Source organism: Amycolatopsis nigrescens CSC17Ta-90 (assembly GCF_000384315.1).
Taxonomy (GTDB): domain Bacteria; phylum Actinomycetota; class Actinomycetes; order Mycobacteriales; family Pseudonocardiaceae; genus Amycolatopsis; species Amycolatopsis nigrescens.
In genome coordinates, this window is record NZ_ARVW01000001.1 from 7,545,068 (window position 1) to 7,561,494 (window position 16,427).

Sequence of the window (16,427 nt, forward strand, 5' to 3'; positions counted from 1 at the left end):
GGACCCGATGAGCACCTCCTCCGTCGATTCGCCCGAGCCCGCCGCCGCGCCGCGCGGCTCGGTGCGCCCGCCCGCCCGTGAACGGGTCTACGACTGGCTGCGAGACCGGATCATCGGCGGCGAGCTGGCCGGTGGCACCTTTCTCGACGAGAACTGGCTCTCCGGCACGGTCGGCGTTTCGCGCACCCCGATCCGGGAGGCCTTCCACCAGCTGGCCGCCGAACGCTTCATCGAGCTGCTGCCGCGCAAGGGGGCCCAGGTCCGCACCGTCACCGGCCGCGAGCTGGCCGAGGTCTACGAGACGCGGCGGCTGGTCGAGGGGTACTGCGCGGAGATCCTGTGCCGCCGCGAAGCCGGGGTGCCCGCCGAGATGGCCGAGCTGGCCGAGCAGATGAGCGAGCTCGGCATGTCCGAGGACTACTTCCTGCTCTCCGGCTTGGACCGGAGGTTCCACCGGGCGATGGTCGCCGCGGCGGGCAACGCCGTCCTGCTGGAGGTCTACGACTCCCTGCGCTCGCGCCAGCAGCGCGTCGCGGTGAGCGCGATGCGGGCGAAACCCGTGCGCATCCCGGTGATCAACGATCAGCACTCGAACCTGGTGGAACTGTTGCGCCGCAACGATTTCCCCGGAATCACGGCGGCGCTGGCCGAGCATCTGCGACCGATCCCCGATGTGCTCGACCAACTGCCGGCCTGACCGATTCACCTGGCCGTACCCCTTGCGGAGACGGACCTCGGCTTGCTAGGCATACGCAACGCATGCGTTACGTATGCATGCAGCGGAGCTGATTGGAGCGAGCATGTTCGTGCGAGGCAAGGCACCGGAGCCACTGGACCCGGCCGTGGTGGACGCGCTGTCGAAGGTGCAGACGTCCACCCTCGGGCACCTGCGTGACCACGGATTTCCCCGAGGCCTGCGGCCCGTCCGGCGTCCGCTGTCCTTCGTCGGCACCGCGTTCACCGTCCGGCTGCCGCATCTGGACTCGACCGCGCTGCACGTGGCCGCGGACGAGGTCCGGCCGGGTGACGTGCTCGTGGTGGACCAGTCCGGCGACGACCGCTCCTGCTTCGGCGGCATGGTCGCCTACACCGCGGCCGCCCGTGGCGCGGTCGGCGCGCTGGTGGCGGGGTCGATCAACGACGTGGACGAGATCCTGGAACTCGGCCTGCCGGTGTTCTCCGCTGGCGTTTCCGCCAGGACCACGCGGATCCTGGGCATCGAGGGCTCGATCAACGTCGGCGTCAGCGTCGGCGGAGTGGCGATCAACCCCGGTGACGTGATCTTCGGCGACTCCGACGGGGTGGCGGTGCTCGGCCGCGGCGAGGCGCTGGAGATCGCCGGGATACTGGCCGGCAAGGAAGCGGCCGAGCCGGAGCTGAAGGAGAAGATCGCGGTGGGGGCGCGGCTTTCGGAATGGTCCGGTGCGCTCGCGCAGTTCGAGGCCGGCCTCCCGCGCGACCCGGTGGAGTGACCCGATGACGGCGACCGAGTCGGGCCCCGGCACCGGGCGGCTGCGCTGGTTCATCGCGGGCGGGCTGCTGCTGCCGGTGACCTTCGTGATGAGCATGGACCGGGCCGCCATGACGGTGGCGGCACCGGTCATCCAGAAGGAGTTCGGCTTCACCGTCACCGAGATGTCGATCATCCTGACCTCGTTCTGGTGGGCCTACGCGTTGTTCCAGGTGCCCGGCGGACTGCTGGCGAAACGGTTCGGGCCGCGCAAGACGCTCGCCATCGCCGGTATCTGGTGGTCGGTGTTCACCTTCCTGACCCCGTACGGCGTGGTGTTCCTCGGGTTCGTGGTGATCCGGATCCTGCTCGGGCTCGGGCAGGCCGCGGACTGGCCGACCTCGGTCTACACCCTGCAGCGGTGGTTCCCGCAGCAGGAGCAGTCGCGGGCGAACTCCCTGCTGCTGTGCGGGCTCTACCTCGGCAACGTGGTCGGCTCCCCGCTGGTCGTGTGGATCATCGACGGTTTCGGCTGGGAGGACGCGTTCCACTTCTTCGCGATCGTCGGGCTGGTGCTCGCGGTCGTGTGGTGGTGGGTGGTCCGGGACGAGCCCAGCGCGCATCCGGCCATCTCGGCGGCCGAGGTCGGGCACATCGAGTCCGGACGGCGCGGCGTGCACAGCGGGGTCAACCTGCCGTGGCGCGCCTTCGCCCGCTCGGGCCAGTTCTGGGCGATCGGCGCGCAGTACGCCTGCCTGCTGCTGATCCAGGGTTTCTTCGCCACCTGGCTGCCGACCTACCTGGTGGACGCGCGCGGGCTTTCGTTGAAGGAAATGGGTTTTCTCGGTTCCCTGCCGTGGCTGGCGATGATCGCCTGCGTGTTCGGCATGGGTGCGCTGAACGACAGGGCGTTTCGCCGCTGGCCCGGCCGGGTGCGCATCGCGGCCGTCGGCTACCTGCTCGCGGCGGCGTTCCTGGTGCTCGGCGCGGTGACCGCGAACGTGCCGATGATGATCACGTTCCTGTGCCTGAGCCTCGGCGCGGTCGGCATGGTGCAGGTCCAGGTCTGGGCCGCCTGCCAGGACCTCGGCGGCAGCTACTCGGCGACCGTCACCGGCTGGACCAACCTGTGGGGCAACCTGATGTCCGCGGCAGGCCCGTTGTTCACCGGCATCCTGGTCGGCATCGGCGGGAACTGGTTGCTGGCCATGACGATTCTCGCGGCCTCGGGTGTGCTCGGCGCGATCTGCTGGTTCTTCGTACATCCCGAACGGCCGTTGCAGGCCCCCCAAGGCGCCCGCTCGCTCGCGGGCGGGACAACTGAGATCGAGGAGAGTGCACGATGACGTTGACCGTCGCGGTGGCCCAGTTCGCCGCAGCGCTGGACAAGCAGGAGAACCTCAAGCTCGTCCGCGAAGGCATCCGCGTCGGCGCGGACCGGGGCGCGCGGCTGGTGGTCACCCCGGAGTACGGCATGTACAACGACGCCACCCGCAGCAGCAGCGACCGGTCCTATCCGGAACCGCTGGACGGGCCGTGGCTGAACGCGGTGCGCGAGACGGTGCGCGAGCTGGGCGTGCACGCGGTGGTCGGTATCGCGGAAAGCCTGCCCGGCGAGTCGCGGAACGCCAACACCGTGGTCGCGCTGGACGCCTCGGGTGAGATCGCCGGGGTGTACCGCAAGATCCACCTGTACGACGCCTTCGGTTTCCGCGAGTCGGACACCGTGCTGCCCGCCGACATCGTCGAGCCGCTCATCTTCGATCTCGGCGACCTGCGCTTCGGCGTGCTGACCTGTTACGACCTGCGCTTCCCGGAGAGCGCCAGGGTGCTGGTGGACGCCGGTGCGAACGCGCTGGTGCTGCCGGCGGCATGGGTGGTCGGCCCGGCCAAGGAGGACCACTGGTCCACCCTGGTGCGGGCGCGCGCCATCGAGAACACCAGCTACGTGCTCGCCGCCGGGCAGACCGGCCCGCACTGCGCGGGGCAGAGCATGATCGTCGACCCGATGGGCGTCACGCTCGCGTCGGCGGGGGAGGCGCCGGGCGTCGCACTGGCGGAACTGACCGAGTCGCGGCTGGAGTCGGTGCGGGAGCGGAACCCGTCGCTGCGCCACCGTCGCTTCAAGGTCGTCCCCGCTTGACCGGCCTCGTGAGTGGAAAGTGTTGTCCCGGCAACACTTTCCACTCACGACGGCACCAGGCCGGGCGCAGCGGGCATCGCCTAGACTGGCGAAGTCCGTGTCCGGCCAGCCAGGAGTGTCAGTGACCGCCTCGTTCGCAGCCGCGCCGACGCCCCCGGAGCTGCCCGAAACCCGGCGGCCGGCGGACGTGCCGGCCAAGGACTTCGTCTACGACTACGTCAAGCGGCTGGTGGTGGACCTGACCCTGCCGCCGGGGCACATCGTGACGGAGATGGACATCGCGAAGGTCACCGGCGTGTCCCGCACGCCGGTGCGGGAGGCATTCCTGCGGTTGGACGCCGAACGGCTGCTCCAGCTGCTGCCCCGGCGCGGGGCGCTGGTCACCACGGTGACCGCCAGGCAGATCCGGGAGCTGCACACCACCAGGCTGGTGCTGGAACTGCACGCCGTGCGGGAGATCATCACCCAGGAGATCGACATCAGCGCCGACCTCCAGAAGCTCATCGACGAGCAGCAGGCGCTGATGGACGCCGGGTCCGGCTATCCCGCGGTGGTCGCCTGCGACCGCGAGTTCCACAACACGATCATCAGGGCGGTGGGCAACACCGAACTCGCCCACCTGTACGGCTCGATGGGGGACCGCCAGCAGCGGACCGGCGTGGTCGCCTTCTCCGTCCAGCCTGGCCGGGCCGAGATGGCGCTGGGGCACCACCGCCAGATCGCCGAGGCGCTGGGCCGGTTCGACGGCGCCACGGCCGAGGCCGCGATGCGCGAGCACCTCGACCGGCACAGCTGGGATCTCGAGCGCTACCTGCCCTGACGCCCGTTCAGTCCCGCACGCCGAGCAGGTGCTCCAGGGCGAGCTGGTTCAGCCGGGTGAAGTGGAAGCCCCGTTTCGCGGCACCGCCGAGGTCGAACTCGTCCTTCTCCAGGTCGTCGAGGGTTTCGCCGGGGGACAGCGTCGGTGTGGCGAGCTCGGGCACCCTGGATTCGGCCAGCGCCTCCTGGACCGACGGGTCCGCGCGGAACGCCTTGGCCTTTTCCTTGAGGATCAGGTAGGTCCGCATGTTCGCGGCCGCGGAGACCCACACGTCGTCGGCGTCCTCGGTGCGCAGCGGTTTGTAGTCGAAGTGCCGCGGGCCGTCGTAGCCGCCGTGCTCGAGCAGGTCGACCAGGAAGAAGGCGCTGGTCAGATCGCCGTGGCCGAAGATGAGGTCCTGGTCGTACTTGGGGCCGTGCTGGCCGTTGAGGTCGAGGTGGAAGAGCTTGCCCTGCCAGAGCGCCTGCGCGATGCCGTGCACGAAGTTGAGCCCGGCCATCTGCTCGTGGCCGACCTCGGGGTTGACGCCGAACAGCTCGTGATGTTCCAGCTCCCCGATGAAGGCCAGGGCATGACCGATGGTGGGCAGCAGGATGTCGCCGCGCGGCTCGTTCGGTTTCGGTTCGAGCGCGAACCGCAACTGGTACCCGCTGTCCAGCACGTACTGCGCGAGCAGGTCGAGCCCTTCCCGGTAGCGGTCCAGCGCGGCACGCACGTCCTTGGCCGCGTCGGACTCGGCGCCTTCCCGGCCGCCCCACACCACGTAGGTGCTCGCGCCGAGCTCGGCGGCGAGATCGAGGTTGCGCCGGACCTTCCGCAGCGCGTGGCGGCGGATGTCGCGGTCGTTGCTGGTGAGGCCGCCGTCCTTGAACACCGGGTCGGTGAACAGGTTGGTGGTCGCCATCGGCACCGTCAGCCCGGTGGCGCTGAGCGCACCCTTGAACCGCGCGATCGCCTTGTCCCGGTCGGCTTCGGTGGCCAGCAGATCGTCGTCGTGGAAGGTCACCCCGTAGGCGCCGAGCTCCGCGAGCCGGTACACGCTCTCCACCGGATCCAGCGGCGCGCGGGTCGCCACCCCGAACGGGTCGGCGGCCGTCCAGCCGACCGTCCACAGACCGAAGGTGAAGCGATCTTCCCTGGTCGGGCCGAAGGCGTCCATGCGCATCCTCTCAATTAGTTCACGTTGTAGACTAATATGCGGCGACACCACGGCGGCGTCAATACTCGGACCGTGCGAAAGTTCGCGAAAGACCGGTGAGCGACGGGAGGGACGGACATGACACGGGCCGTGCGGCACGACTCGATGCGTGCCCGCAACCTCGAGGTGGTGCTCGGCGAGGTCGCCCGCGCCGGGCCGCTGACCAGGGCCGCGCTGGCCGAGCTGACCGGGCTGACCAAGAGCACGGTGTCCAAACTGGTCGGTGACCTGATCGAGGCCGGCATCCTCACCGAGTCCGGGCCGGTCCGCGACGGCGAACGCGGCAGGCCGGGGGTCGAGGTCCGGCTGAGCGGAGAGCGGCTCGCGTCCCTCGGCCTCGAGGTCAATGTGGACTACCTCGCGGCCTGCCTGCTCGATCTGGCCGGCACCGTCCGTCTGCGCCGCCGGCTGGACCGGGACAACCGCGGCGCCGACCCGGCCGAGGTGCTCGCCTGCCTGCGGTCGCTGGCCGAGGAGCTGCTCGGTGCGGCGAACCGGCTCGGCCTGTCCGTGGCCGGCGCGTCGCTGGCGGTGTCCGGGACGGTGGAGGACGGCCTGCTGAGCAACGCGCCGAACCTCGGCTGGCGCGACGTCCGGGCCGCCGAGCTGCTCGCCCTGCCGTTGCCGGTCGAGCTGGACAACGAGGCGAACCTGGCCGCGCTCGGCGAGCTATGGTTCGGCGCCGGCGCGGAACGGGACTTCCTTTACGTGTCAGGTGAAATCGGCATCGGCGCCGGACTGGTCGTGGACGGTTCGCTGTTCCGCGGCCCGCACGGTTTCGCCGGCGAGCTCGGCCACGTGGTGGTGTCGCCGACCGGACCGCCCTGCCGGTGCGGCGGCCACGGCTGCCTGGAGAGCTACGCCGGTCAGGAGGCTTTGCTGCGTGCCGCGAAGCGGGCGGGGGACCTGCCGGGACTGCTCGCCGCGCTGGCGGGAGGCGAGGAGTTCGCGACCAGTGCCTGCGCGGAGGCGGGCCGGGCGCTCGGCGTCGCGCTGACGTCCGCGGTGAACCTGCTCGACCTGGACCGGATCGTGCTCGGCGGCATCTTCGCCAAGCTTTACCCCTGGTTGTGCACCGCGGTCGAGGACACCCTGCGGGCCCGGCTCGGCGGGCTGCGCGGCTCGTCGCCCGTGCTCACCGCCTCCGAGCTGGGTGGCGACGCCGCCATCCTTGGCGCGGCCCGGCAAGTCGTCGAACGCGTCCTCGCCACCCCCGGCGACTACCTCTCCCTCACCCGCGGTTGAACTCCGAACTCCGTGAAGGGCACCTTGCCTACGTTGATGGTAGGGAAGGTGCCCTTCACGACATCCGGGATCAGGAGCGGATCAGGAGCGGACGGTGCACTTTGGGGCGGAGGCCGCGGCGGCGCTCAGCTCGGGTGAGCCCATGACCGGGCCGACCGGGTCGTAGGCGTCCGCGATCTTCTTCTGCGCTGCCTCGACCGCGTCGGCGGCGGGGAACTGCGACTTCTCATCGCCCCGCTTGGCCTTGTCCAGGGTGGCCTTGGCGTTGGCCGCGGTGTCCCGTCCGGCGGTGTACTTGTCCAGGTAGGTCTTCTGCACGGTTTCGGCGAGCGGCACCGGCGCCGGGGGCAGTGCGTTCAGGTCGTCGACCGCCTTGCCCATCTGGGTCGCCAGCGTGCCCAGTGTGTCGCTGATCTGCTTCTGGGCCTCTTCCACGGTGCCGACGGCCGGTTGCTCGGCCGGCCGGTTGTTCGCCTCCCGGTAGCCGTGGATCGCTCCGCAGAAGCCGTCCATCCACTGCACGGCCGCCGGGTTCGCGGCCGGGTCGGAGGACATGGTCGAGGTGGAGGTGATCGTGATCGCCGGTTCCGGGCTCGAGCCCCCGGAGCATCCGGCCAGTGCCAGGCAGAGACCGGCCCCCGCGGCGACCAGCGCCAGGGATCTCGCTCGGTTGGGGAACTTCGCGGACTGTTCGCAGTGGTTGTTCATTTCTACCCCTCGCTGTTTTCGCGTGCTTCGCCCGCACGCTCGTTGAGCATTACTGACACGCGGCAGAACCGGGCTGGGTTGCCGTTCTCGCAGGTCAACTGTTCACCGGAAAGCCCGCTAGGACGGTGCCGTCCGCCGCCGGTGACCGGAACCGGCCAGCGAGATAGCGGATCATGGCTTGTCTGGCCGAGCCTTCGCCGGGTATGGTCCCGAAAGCGCTTTCACGAAAGCGCTTTCAGGCTGGCGGGCGACTCAAAGGTGAGTGGGATGTCGAAGCCGAGATGGTCTCTGGTCACGGTCATGGTCGTTGTCCTGGTCGCGTTCGGCGTGGCCCCGCCGGCGCTGGCGGACACCCCGGTCACCGACCCCATTCCGCAGGATCCGGTGGTGAGCGGGCTGGGCATCCAGCTGGAGGAGTTCGCGGCGCTGCCGAAGTCGGAGACGACCCCGCCGACCACCGACGACAGGCTCAAGCGCTGGGCCAGGATCAACTACCTCGGTCAGGTGCCGGATCACTCCGGGCGGCTGTTCGTGCCCGACCTCAACGGCAAGCTGTACCTGCTCGAAGACGGGAAGCCACGGGAGTATCTCGACGTGGGCGGCACTTTCGCGCCCGACTTCTACTCCGGACAGGGCCTCGGCAGCGGGTTCGGTTTCGTCGCCTTCGACCCGGGTTTCGCTTGGAACGGCAGGTTCTACACGGTGCACACCGAGGGTGGCGCCGGATTGCAGAAACCGACCGACCTGCCGCCGCAGCCGGGCACCACGGTGCACGGCGTGATCACCGAGTGGACCGCGTCCGACCCGGCCGCGAAGACCTTCAGCGGGACCCACCGCGAGGTGCTCCGGCTCGGCTTTTACGCGCGCTCGCACGGCATCCAGCAGATCGACTTCAACCCGACCGCGCGCCAGGGTTCGCCGGAGCACGGGCTGCTCTACGTCACCGTCGGCGATGGCGGCCGCGGGGTCACCAGCACCGAACCGCAGGACCTCGGGACCCCGTACGGAAAGATCCTGCGGATCGACCCGCGCGGCACGAACGGGCCGAGCGGCCGGTACGGCATTCCGGCCAGGAACCCGTTCACCGGCAAGCCCGGCGCCCGCGGCGAGATCTACGCCTACGGCATGCGCGATCCGCACCGGTTCAGCTGGGACCCGGCGGCCGGCGACCGGATGTTCCTCGGGCACATCGGCGAGCACGACATCGAGGCCGTCTACGAGGTGCGGGCCGGCGACAACCTCGGCTGGAGCGAGCGTGAGGGGCCGTTCGTGTTCGACCGCGACGACCGCTGCAATCTCTACCCGCTGCCCGCGGACGACGAGAAGTACGGCTACACCTACCCGGTCGCCGCCTACGACCACAACGCGCCACCGGACTTCCCGTGCAACCGGGACAGCGGCCACGCGATCAGCGGCGGGTTCGTCTACCGCGGCCACGCGGTGCCGGAATTGCGCGGCAAGTACGTTTTCGCCGATCTGGTCAACGGGCGCGTGTTCTACACCGAGGCCGCCGAGATGCGGCGCGGCAGGCCGATGGCCGCGGTGCACGAGCTGATGATCTACGACAAGTCCGGCAACCGGGTGACCACCGCCGAACTGGCCGGGGACGCCCGCGTGGACCTGCGGTTCGGGGTGGACGCCCGCGGGGAGCTCTACGCGCTGTCGAAGGCCAACGGCAAGGTGTGGAAGGTGACTGGTGCGCGCCAGTTCGCCAGCTGCGACGCCGGTGCGGACCGGGTGACGAACACGATGGGCGCGCGGAACTGGGCGCCGGTCACGCCATCGAAGTGGCGGTTCCCCGGAGACGCGGTGGTGCTGGCCGAAGCCGGTGAGGCCAGGCCGGGACCGCGCCGGCCGTTCGAGTACGCGGTGCTCACCAAGGGCCCGGAGTTCGCATCGGCCAGGATCGACGCTCGCGTCCGGCTGGACACCCCGGTGGAGATCACCAACCGCGACGTGATCATCGTGTTCGGCTACCGCTCGGACACCGAGTTCTACTACGCCCATCTGTCCACGGACAACAAGATCTACCCGCACAACGGGATCTTCCTGGTGCACAACGCGGACCGGCTGCGGCTCGACGACCAGTGGGATCCGGTCCGGTCGAAGGGCGCGAGCCCGGCCATCACCGACGCGAACTGGCACCAGGTCAGGGTGACGCACTGCGCCGGATCCGGTGAGATCGCGGTGTATGTGGACGGTTCGAAGAGCCCGTTGATGACCGCCGTGGACAAGACCCTCGGCTCCGGCCGGGTCGGTTTCGGGTCCTTCGACAACATCGGCAGCCTGCGCGAGCTCAAGATCACCGGCGAGGCGGTGCGATGAAACACGCACGATTTCCCTTGCTGGTGGCGGTTGTGCTGGCGCTGGGCCTGACGCCGGGGCTCGGCGAAGCGGCGGCCGGGGGAGCGCGGGACGTGTACCCGGGCTTGCGGCAGGACCTCGCGGCGCACTACGACTTCGAGCATCCGGTGTCGGGGAACTCCGCGAAGGAAAAGGATCTGGGCTTTTCCGGGACCGAAATCGAGCTGGTCAACGGTGGCGCGGCGATGCGGGCGCGCGATGGAGCTTATCCGCGCAGCAGGTCCTCGTTGGAAACCAGGCAGATCGGCCCGGCTGTGGCCGGTAACGACGACTGGAAGGCCGGTCTTTACTCGGCTTCCGGCGTGCCCACGATGAACGCGTTCAACCGGGTCCAGGGCACCTCGGTGCTCGGCTGGTTCAAGATGACCGGCCAGAACCCAAGTCCCAATTCGAACAGCCAGGACCCGGACGACTTCTACGGCGCCATCGGGCTCGCCGGGGTGCTGTCCGGCACCTCGGACGGGCACGGCGTGCGCGCCCTGCTGGAGCTGATCGAGGTGGACGGTGAGCTCCGCCTGGTGGCACTAGGCCGTCGCCTCGACAGCGGTGAGTCGCAGACCTTCGCCGCCGCCGAGGACTGGCGGACGCTGCTGCCGAAGGACGAGTGGGTCTTCCTGGCGGCCACCTTCGACTTCGGCGACGGCACCATGAAGCTGTACCGCAACGGACAACCGGTGCCCGGTTTCTACACCGTGCCAGGGGATCCGTGGGAGGTCGGCGACGGCGGGCCGCACTACAGCTCGCCCACCGACCCGCGCGGGATCAAGATCGGCGGCAGCTTCCCGCAGAACACGCGCGAGGGAAACCCGTGCAACTGCCGGTTCGACAGCCTGATGCTGCTCGACAGGGTGGCCACCGCGGAGGAGGTTTCGCGGCAGTACCGCTGGGTCACGCGCTGATACCGGTCGGCCTATTCGAACAGCGAGGTGTCCCCGGCGCCCCGGCGCACGATCTCCGGCTCGTCCAGCGAGAAGTCGATCACGGTGGTCGGTTCGGTGCCGCACTCGCCGGAGTCGATCACCGCGTCCACCGAGTCCTCGAGCCGTTCCTTGATCTCCCAGCCCTGGGTCAGCGGCTCCTCCTGGTCGGGTAGCAGCAGGGTGCTCGACAGCAGCGGCTCGCCGAGCTCGGCGAGCAGCGCCTGGGTGACCACGTGGTCCGGGATCCGGACGCCGACCGTCTTCTTCTTCGGATGCAGCAGCCTGCGCGGCACTTCCTTGGTGGCCGGCAGGATGAAGGTGTAGCTGCCAGGGGTGGACGCCTTGATCGCCCGGAACACCCTGTTGTCCACGTGCACGAACTGGCCGAGCTGGGAAAAGTCCTGGCACACCAGGGTGAAGTGGTGCTTGTCGTTCAGCTGCCGGATGGTCCTGATCCGGTCGATCCCGGCCCGGTTGCCCAGCTGGCAGCCGAGTGCGAAACAGGAGTCCGTCGGATAGGCGATCAGCCCGTCGGCGTGCAGGAGGTCGACCACCTGGCCGATCGAGCGCCGCTGCGGGTTCACCGGATGCACGTCGAAGTACTTCGCCATGTGCCGAGCTTAGGATCACCGCCGGTGCCGGGTGCACGGCGGCTGCTTACGGCGTGCCGAGGGCGCCCCTCGATCAGGTGAAAGCTGGAACTATCCGCGGGCCGGTGGCGACTTCGCCTACGACAGTTTCGACCCGATCTGCGAAGGAAGTGGTCCACATGTCGGTCCCGGCAAACCTCGAACACGTGGCGACGTTCTGCGGCAACTGCAGTTGCGGCTGCCCCGAACTCTACGTCGACAAGGACGCCGCGGAGGAGAAGCGGATCATCATCACCGATGACTTCGGACAGCGGATCCAGATGAGCGTCGGGCAGCTGAGCGACCTCGTCGGCGATGTCAAGGCCGGCGTGCTGGACAAGCTGCTGAGCCCGGCCGGCGTCTGAGCCGCTGAGCGCGGGTGGCCAGGCAAGGGCCACCCGCGCTTTTCTCAGCTGACCAGTTGGTAGCCCGCTTCGGTGACGGCCTCCCGGACGTCCTCGGTCCGCAGCGGGGCCGCGCTGATCGCCACCATCTTGCGGCTGGGCACGTCGACGTCGATCTTCTGCACGCCGGGCAGTTTGCCCACCTCTTCGGTCACCGAGGACGCGCAGTGCCCGCAGGTCATCCCGTGCACGGTGTAGCTGGACTCGGCCATTTGTTCGGTTCGCCTTCCGTCAGGTCGGTTTTCGTCCCCAACCAGGTCGGCGACGGGCCCGGTGCGGTTCCGACGGCCACCCCTTCGTGTGAGCTGCCTACAGTGGTCTTGTCAGGGTTCGAGACGGCCGGTCGTGCGGTCCGCCCTCGGGAAGGGTGAGCGGATGAAGCGGTGGTCGCGCCGGTTGTCGCTGGGAGTGCTGCTCCTGGCCGTGCTCGTGCTGCTGTTCTTCCTGCCATGGTGGGAGCTGGTGTTCTCCGGGCCGGACTGGCCGGGGCCCGTGGTGGTGGCCGGCACCGTCGTGTTCGCGGTCGGGCTCGTCGCGTTCCCGGTGTCGATGTTCTTCGGCCACGGCCCGCGGGGCTCCGACCTGGCCGCGCGGATCGGCGACAGCACGCTCGGGGTGATCTGGGTGCTGTTCGCCTGGACCGTGCTCGGTGAGCTGCTCCGGCTCGTGCTCGCCGTCTCCGGCGTCGCCGACCCGGTGCGGTCCCGGATCGTGGCGCTGGTCGTTGCGGGACTCGCGCTGGTCCTGGTGGTCTGGGGTTGCACCGAGGCGATGCGGCTGCCCAGGATCAAGCGGGTCGAGGTGACCGTGCCGCGGCTGGGGCGTGGTCTGGACGGCGTCAGGGTCGTTGTGCTCACGGACACCCACCTCGGCCCGATCAACCGGGCAAAGTGGTCGGCGAAGGTGGCGGCCGCGGCAGGCGGGCTCGGCGCGGACGTCCTCATCCACGCCGGGGACGTGGCCGATGGCCCGGTGGCGCGGCGTCGCGAGCAGGCCGCGCCATTGGGCACCGTCGAGGCGAGCCTCGCCAAGGTCTACGTGACCGGGAACCACGAGTACTTCGGCGACGCGCAGAGCTGGCTCGAGCACATGGCCGAACTGGGCTGGGAGCCGCTGCACAACCGGCACCTGGTGCTGCGGCGCGGCGGCGACGAGCTCGTGCTCGCGGGCGTGGACGACGCGACCGCGGCGGCGTCCAAGACGGCGGGGCACGGCGCGAACCTCGCGCAGGCGCTGGCCGGCACGAACCCGGACTCGCCGGTCCTGCTCGTCGCGCACCAGCCGAAACAGGTCGCACAGGCCGTGGCCGCCGGCGTCGACCTGCAGATCTCGGGACACACCCACGGCGGCCAGATCTGGCCGTTCCACTACCTCGTCAAGATCGATCAGCCGTCCGTGCGGGGATTGAGCCGGCACGGCGACCGGACCCAGCTCTACACCAGCAGGGGGACCGGCTTTTGGGGACCACCGCTGCGCATTTTCGCGCCGAGCGAAATCACCGTGCTCACGCTGCGCTCGGCCGCTTCGGCATGACGATCCAGAGCACCAGGTAGATCAGCACCTGCGGGCCCGGCAGCAGGCAGGACAGCACGAACAGCAACCGCATCGTCTTCGGCTGCCAACCGAGGCTCTCGGCCAGCCCCGCGCACACGCCGGCGATGACCCGGTTCCGGTTCGACCTCGTCAACGTTTTCGTCATGACCTCAACGATGCCGACGCTCATCCGGTCTCGCATCGGTGAAAACCCGGAGATTCGCCCTTAGTGGCCATTTCACGATTATACCCTCGCGTGAATTCGGCCCTTTTATATTGGCGTTTCGCGCGAGTCCCACGTTCGCGCACCGCGAGTTCCGCGTTCGGGGCGTCGTCGAAAACGACGACGGGGTAATCTGGGGATCGTGCCTGTTTCGTCCGCTGTCCGGGAGCGTATCCGCGGGTTCCTCGAGCCGGCCGATGACATCGAGTATGTCTTTCCGGCCGACGTCCTGGGGAGCGCGCTGCCGAGTGTGCTCGTCGTGGTCAGCCGGCACGCCATCACGGTGCTTTCCACCGGCTTCTGGAGTCGGCGGCGGCCGAAGTCCGTGTTGTTCCGGAGCCCGCGGAACGTGCGGCTGGGGCCGGTGGACACCCAGTCCACGCCGCGGTTCACCTTGCACGGGGTCGAATACGAGGTGGACGAAGAGTACGTCTCGGTGATCAACGCGGCCGATGCGGAACTCGGCTCGCGTGACCTGGCGCCGCCTGATCCGCTGCCGGACCTCTAGCCACCAGTGCCGCGGCGGCCGGTCTCAACGGCCACATGAGCGCGGCGATCGCGGCGGCGACGAGCAATGCGACCGACAGGCCGTGGCGTTCGGCCAGGCCGCTGATCGCGGCCGGGCCGGCGACGGTGCCGGCACCGAGGCAGAACACGGTGGCGCTGAGTCCGGTCGAGGGCTGTTCCGGGAACGCCCGATGGCTCCAAACCGCGAGCAGGCCGGAGAACGCCATGAAGGTCACGCCGTACAGCGCCGCGGACAGTCCGATGGCGGCCAGGTTCCCCGGTGCGAGCCCCAGTACCGCCACGGCCGCGGCCAGGCAGCCGACCAGCAGCGTGTGCAACCGGCGCAGGCCGAGTCTGGTCACCGCGCGGCCGGTCGCGACCCCGGCCGTGCCGGACAACCCGATCGCGGTCCAGAACAGTGCCGGGGTCGCGGTACCCGCACCGGTCGCGTCGGTCACCGCCTGCAGGGCGAGCAGCCAGTAGATCGCGCCGACGACGCCGTAGCCCGAAGCGGTCAGGTACAGCGGGATGGCTTCGCCGCGGAAGAACCATCGGCCGCCCATGCGCGGCCGATGGTCCGGTGCGGCCACCCTGGCGGGCAGCAGCCGGAGATTCCACAGGGTCACCGCCACCGCGGCCGCGGTGCACAGCCACCACGCCCACCGCCAGGTGACCAGCAGCGCCAGCGGTCCCGAGACGAGCACCGCGAACGCGGTTCCGCAGGGGATGATCGCGAGCACCCGCGCCCGCCGGTCCGCAGGCACCATCGCCTCGACGGCGTCGGAGTACGGTGCCCACACCAGGCCGGGGCTCGCGCCGGCCAGCACCAGCCCGGCCATCAGCTGCACCGGCCCGGCCGCGCTCGCGACCATAGCCATCCCCACCGTGGCGGCCAGGCACCCGGCGACGACGAACGGCCGCGGCCCGAGCCTGGCCACCAGCGCGCCGACCACGACGAGCCCCACCAGATAGCCCGCATAACCCGCGCTGGTGATGAAACCCATCTGCGGCAAGGAAAGGGTGAACTCGGCGCGGAACTCCGGCAGGAACAGCCCGGTGCCGTAACGGGCGAACCCGAACGACACCCCGATGGTGGCGAGCGCGGCCGTCGCGAGCTTCCGGCTCACCGGCAGCGGCGGGGTGGCACCGGCAGGCCGTGCCGGATCGCGTTCCCGGCGTGCAGGCCGTAAGCGAGGTCGCGGATCAGGAGAAAGAGCCGTTGTAGCGGCGGAACTGGCTTTGTCATACCTCGATGGTGTGCGACGGCAAGGCCGTCGACCAGTGGCGGTAGCGACGCTATGCGCTAAGATACCGCCATGCGTCGTCCTCCCGTGTCCGTACTCGCCTACGACGGCATGTCCGCCTTCGAGACCGGCATCGTGACCGAGGTGTTCGGGCTCGTCTGGTCCGATATCGACGTGCCCTGGTACCGGCTGAAGATCTGCACCGAGCGGGCCGAGCCGGTGCGCATGGTCGGCGGCGCGACCCTGCACACGCCGAACGGGCTGGACGAGCTGGCGCGCGCCGACACGGTGGTGATCCCGAGCGTCAAGCACATCGGCCGGAAGCCGTCACCCGAACTGGTGGCCACCCTGCGGCGGGCGCACAAACGCGGGGCGCGCATCGTCTCGATCTGCTCCGGCGCGTTCGCGCTCGCCGAGGCCGGGCTGTTGGACGGCAGGCGCGCCACCACGCATTGGCGCTATGCCGAGGAGCTGCGCCGGAAGTACCCGAAAATCGACGTGGACGCGAACTCGCTGTACGTCGACGGTGAGGACGTGCTGACCAGCGCCGGCTGCGCGGCCGGGCTGGACCTCTGCCTGCACCTGGTGCGCAAGGATTTCGGCGCCGGGGTGGCGAACGCGATCGCGCGCAGGCTGGTGGTACCGCCGCACCGGGACGGCGGGCAGGCGCAGTACATCGAAAGCGCGATCAGCGCCGGGCCCGCCGACGACCGGATCGCCCGCAGCATGAGCTGGATGCTGGCGAATCTGACCGGAACCGTCAGCGTGGCGGCACTGGCCAGGCGGGCGTCCATGTCGGAACGCACCTATCTGCGCCATTTCGCGAGCTGCACCGGGACCACGCCGATCCGCTGGCTGATCGCCCAGCGCGTGCAGGCCAGCCTCGAACTGCTGGAGTCCACCGAAACGCCGATCGAGGAAATCGCCACCACGGTCGGCTTCGACACCGCCGTCACCTACCGCCACCACTTCGCCAAGGCGATGAGCACGTCCCCTTCGGCCTACCGCCGCACCTTCCGCACCCAGGCGAGCTGACCGC

The 16,427-nt window shown here is 69.6% G+C and carries 19 protein-coding genes; 12 read left to right on the forward strand and 7 right to left on the reverse strand.

The features are described 5' to 3' along the window. Nucleotides 1–7: 7 nt before the first annotated feature. The 5 genes from AMYNI_RS0135790 (at nt 8) to AMYNI_RS0135810 (ending at nt 4,413) form a co-directional block, all read left to right on the forward strand. The gene (locus AMYNI_RS0135790; protein WP_020672927.1) at nt 8–697 is read left to right on the forward strand and encodes a GntR family transcriptional regulator; all 690 of its coding nucleotides are present in this window, start codon (nt 8–10) and stop codon (nt 695–697) included. Between the two features lie 103 nt (nt 698–800). Continuing rightward, complete coding sequence (locus tag AMYNI_RS0135795) at nt 801–1,472, forward strand: RraA family protein (protein WP_020672928.1); 672 nt, start codon at nt 801–803, stop codon at nt 1,470–1,472. A 4-nt stretch (nt 1,473–1,476) separates the two neighbouring features. After that, nucleotides 1,477–2,796, forward strand: coding sequence for an MFS transporter (locus tag AMYNI_RS0135800; protein WP_020672929.1), 1,320 nt, complete (start codon nt 1,477–1,479; stop codon nt 2,794–2,796). Further along, on the forward strand, nt 2,793–3,593 hold the full coding sequence (locus tag AMYNI_RS0135805; protein WP_020672930.1) for a carbon-nitrogen hydrolase family protein: 801 nt from the start codon (nt 2,793–2,795) through the stop codon (nt 3,591–3,593). Before AMYNI_RS0135800 ends, AMYNI_RS0135805 begins: the two co-directional genes overlap by 4 nt. Before the next feature lie 121 nt (nt 3,594–3,714). Further along, a complete protein-coding gene (locus AMYNI_RS0135810; RefSeq protein WP_020672931.1) occupies nt 3,715–4,413 on the forward strand; it encodes a GntR family transcriptional regulator in 699 nt (232 codons plus the stop codon). 7 nt (nt 4,414–4,420) lie between these two features. Here AMYNI_RS0135810 and xylA read toward each other — a convergent pair whose 3' ends face one another. Continuing rightward, nucleotides 4,421–5,572 carry a xylose isomerase gene (gene xylA / locus AMYNI_RS0135815; protein ID WP_020672932.1) on the reverse strand — a complete coding sequence of 384 codons (1,152 nt, stop codon included), beginning with the start codon at nt 5,570–5,572 and terminating at the stop codon, nt 4,421–4,423. A 117-nt stretch (nt 5,573–5,689) separates the two neighbouring features. Between xylA and AMYNI_RS0135820 the strand changes: the two genes are divergently transcribed. After that, nucleotides 5,690–6,856: an ROK family transcriptional regulator gene (locus tag AMYNI_RS0135820; protein ID WP_020672933.1), complete on the forward strand. Its 1,167-nt coding sequence runs from the start codon at nt 5,690–5,692 to the stop codon at nt 6,854–6,856. Nucleotides 6,857–6,937: 81 nt separating this feature from the next. Here AMYNI_RS0135820 and AMYNI_RS0135825 read toward each other — a convergent pair whose 3' ends face one another. Further along, complete coding sequence (locus tag AMYNI_RS0135825; protein WP_020672934.1) at nt 6,938–7,564, reverse strand: hypothetical protein; 627 nt, start codon at nt 7,562–7,564, stop codon at nt 6,938–6,940. 267 nt (nt 7,565–7,831) lie between these two features. Here AMYNI_RS0135825 and AMYNI_RS0135830 point away from each other — a divergent pair, with 267 nt between their 5' ends. Beyond that, entirely contained in the window at nt 7,832–9,889 is a 2,058-nt protein-coding gene (locus AMYNI_RS0135830) for a PQQ-dependent sugar dehydrogenase (RefSeq protein ID WP_026361358.1), read from the forward strand. After that, nucleotides 9,886–10,827, forward strand: a complete 942-nt coding sequence (locus tag AMYNI_RS0135835) for a LamG-like jellyroll fold domain-containing protein (RefSeq protein WP_026361359.1) — start codon at nt 9,886–9,888, stop codon at nt 10,825–10,827. Before AMYNI_RS0135830 ends, AMYNI_RS0135835 begins: the two co-directional genes overlap by 4 nt. A gap of 11 nt (nt 10,828–10,838) precedes the next feature. Here AMYNI_RS0135835 and AMYNI_RS0135840 read toward each other — a convergent pair whose 3' ends face one another. Then, on the reverse strand, nt 10,839–11,459 hold the full coding sequence (locus AMYNI_RS0135840) for an L-threonylcarbamoyladenylate synthase (protein ID WP_020672937.1): 621 nt from the start codon (nt 11,457–11,459) through the stop codon (nt 10,839–10,841). 158 nt (nt 11,460–11,617) lie between these two features. Between AMYNI_RS0135840 and AMYNI_RS0135845 the strand changes: the two genes are divergently transcribed. After that, a complete protein-coding gene (locus AMYNI_RS0135845) occupies nt 11,618–11,842 on the forward strand; it encodes a hypothetical protein (RefSeq protein ID WP_020672938.1) in 225 nt (74 codons plus the stop codon). 44 nt (nt 11,843–11,886) lie between these two features. Here AMYNI_RS0135845 and AMYNI_RS0135850 read toward each other — a convergent pair whose 3' ends face one another. Continuing rightward, nucleotides 11,887–12,093 (reverse strand): heavy-metal-associated domain-containing protein, encoded by a 207-nt coding sequence (locus AMYNI_RS0135850; protein WP_020672939.1) that lies wholly within the window; start codon nt 12,091–12,093, stop codon nt 11,887–11,889. A 163-nt stretch (nt 12,094–12,256) separates the two neighbouring features. Here AMYNI_RS0135850 and AMYNI_RS0135855 point away from each other — a divergent pair, with 163 nt between their 5' ends. Then, a complete protein-coding gene (locus AMYNI_RS0135855; RefSeq protein WP_020672940.1) occupies nt 12,257–13,414 on the forward strand; it encodes a metallophosphoesterase in 1,158 nt (385 codons plus the stop codon). Here the strand turns inward: AMYNI_RS0135855 and AMYNI_RS0135860 are convergent. Then, the gene (locus AMYNI_RS0135860; RefSeq protein WP_026361362.1) at nt 13,386–13,580 is read right to left on the reverse strand and encodes a PspC domain-containing protein; all 195 of its coding nucleotides are present in this window, start codon (nt 13,578–13,580) and stop codon (nt 13,386–13,388) included. The two genes, AMYNI_RS0135855 and AMYNI_RS0135860, sit on opposite strands and share 29 nt — an antisense overlap. A gap of 199 nt (nt 13,581–13,779) precedes the next feature. On the opposite strand from AMYNI_RS0135860, the gene AMYNI_RS0135865 reads away from it, so the two are divergent. Then, nucleotides 13,780–14,145: a hypothetical protein gene (locus tag AMYNI_RS0135865; protein WP_020672942.1), complete on the forward strand. Its 366-nt coding sequence runs from the start codon at nt 13,780–13,782 to the stop codon at nt 14,143–14,145. Here AMYNI_RS0135865 and AMYNI_RS0135870 read toward each other — a convergent pair. Next, entirely contained in the window at nt 14,078–15,271 is a 1,194-nt protein-coding gene (locus tag AMYNI_RS0135870) for a YbfB/YjiJ family MFS transporter (RefSeq protein WP_020672943.1), read from the reverse strand. The two genes, AMYNI_RS0135865 and AMYNI_RS0135870, sit on opposite strands and share 68 nt — an antisense overlap. Continuing rightward, nucleotides 15,268–15,390, reverse strand: coding sequence for a hypothetical protein (locus tag AMYNI_RS50615; RefSeq protein WP_281170328.1), 123 nt, complete (start codon nt 15,388–15,390; stop codon nt 15,268–15,270). Before AMYNI_RS50615 ends, AMYNI_RS0135870 begins: the two co-directional genes overlap by 4 nt. Nucleotides 15,391–15,460: 70 nt before the next feature. On the opposite strand from AMYNI_RS50615, the gene AMYNI_RS0135875 reads away from it, so the two are divergent. Continuing rightward, nucleotides 15,461–16,423, forward strand: coding sequence for a helix-turn-helix domain-containing protein (locus AMYNI_RS0135875; RefSeq protein ID WP_026361363.1), 963 nt, complete (start codon nt 15,461–15,463; stop codon nt 16,421–16,423). The last annotated feature ends 4 nt before the right edge of the window (nt 16,424–16,427 follow it).

What these genes read in the sequence shown, in the direction of transcription:
- AMYNI_RS0135820 (WP_020672933.1), top strand. Translation starts at nt 5,690, where the DNA reads ATGACACGGGCCGTGCGGCACGACTCGATGCGTGCCCGCAACCTCGAG.
- AMYNI_RS0135875 (WP_026361363.1), top strand. Translation starts at nt 15,461, where the DNA reads ATGCGTCGTCCTCCCGTGTCCGTACTCGCCTACGACGGCATGTCCGCC.
- AMYNI_RS0135800 (WP_020672929.1), top strand. Translation starts at nt 1,477, where the DNA reads ATGACGGCGACCGAGTCGGGCCCCGGCACCGGGCGGCTGCGCTGGTTC.
- AMYNI_RS0135840 (WP_020672937.1), bottom strand. Translation starts at nt 11,459, where the DNA reads ATGGCGAAGTACTTCGACGTGCATCCGGTGAACCCGCAGCGGCGCTCG.
- AMYNI_RS0135855 (WP_020672940.1), top strand. Translation starts at nt 12,257, where the DNA reads ATGAAGCGGTGGTCGCGCCGGTTGTCGCTGGGAGTGCTGCTCCTGGCC.
- AMYNI_RS0135850 (WP_020672939.1), bottom strand. Translation starts at nt 12,093, where the DNA reads ATGGCCGAGTCCAGCTACACCGTGCACGGGATGACCTGCGGGCACTGC.
- AMYNI_RS0135835 (WP_026361359.1), top strand. Translation starts at nt 9,886, where the DNA reads ATGAAACACGCACGATTTCCCTTGCTGGTGGCGGTTGTGCTGGCGCTG.
- AMYNI_RS0135805 (WP_020672930.1), top strand. Translation starts at nt 2,793, where the DNA reads ATGACGTTGACCGTCGCGGTGGCCCAGTTCGCCGCAGCGCTGGACAAG.
- AMYNI_RS0135845 (WP_020672938.1), top strand. Translation starts at nt 11,618, where the DNA reads ATGTCGGTCCCGGCAAACCTCGAACACGTGGCGACGTTCTGCGGCAAC.
- AMYNI_RS50615 (WP_281170328.1), bottom strand. Translation starts at nt 15,390, where the DNA reads ATGACAAAGCCAGTTCCGCCGCTACAACGGCTCTTTCTCCTGATCCGC.
- AMYNI_RS0135795 (WP_020672928.1), top strand. Translation starts at nt 801, where the DNA reads ATGTTCGTGCGAGGCAAGGCACCGGAGCCACTGGACCCGGCCGTGGTG.
- AMYNI_RS0135825 (WP_020672934.1), bottom strand. Translation starts at nt 7,564, where the DNA reads ATGAACAACCACTGCGAACAGTCCGCGAAGTTCCCCAACCGAGCGAGA.
- xylA (WP_020672932.1), bottom strand. Translation starts at nt 5,572, where the DNA reads ATGGACGCCTTCGGCCCGACCAGGGAAGATCGCTTCACCTTCGGTCTG.
- AMYNI_RS0135860 (WP_026361362.1), bottom strand. Translation starts at nt 13,580, where the DNA reads ATGACGAAAACGTTGACGAGGTCGAACCGGAACCGGGTCATCGCCGGC.
- AMYNI_RS0135790 (WP_020672927.1), top strand. Translation starts at nt 8, where the DNA reads ATGAGCACCTCCTCCGTCGATTCGCCCGAGCCCGCCGCCGCGCCGCGC.
- AMYNI_RS0135830 (WP_026361358.1), top strand. Translation starts at nt 7,832, where the DNA reads ATGTCGAAGCCGAGATGGTCTCTGGTCACGGTCATGGTCGTTGTCCTG.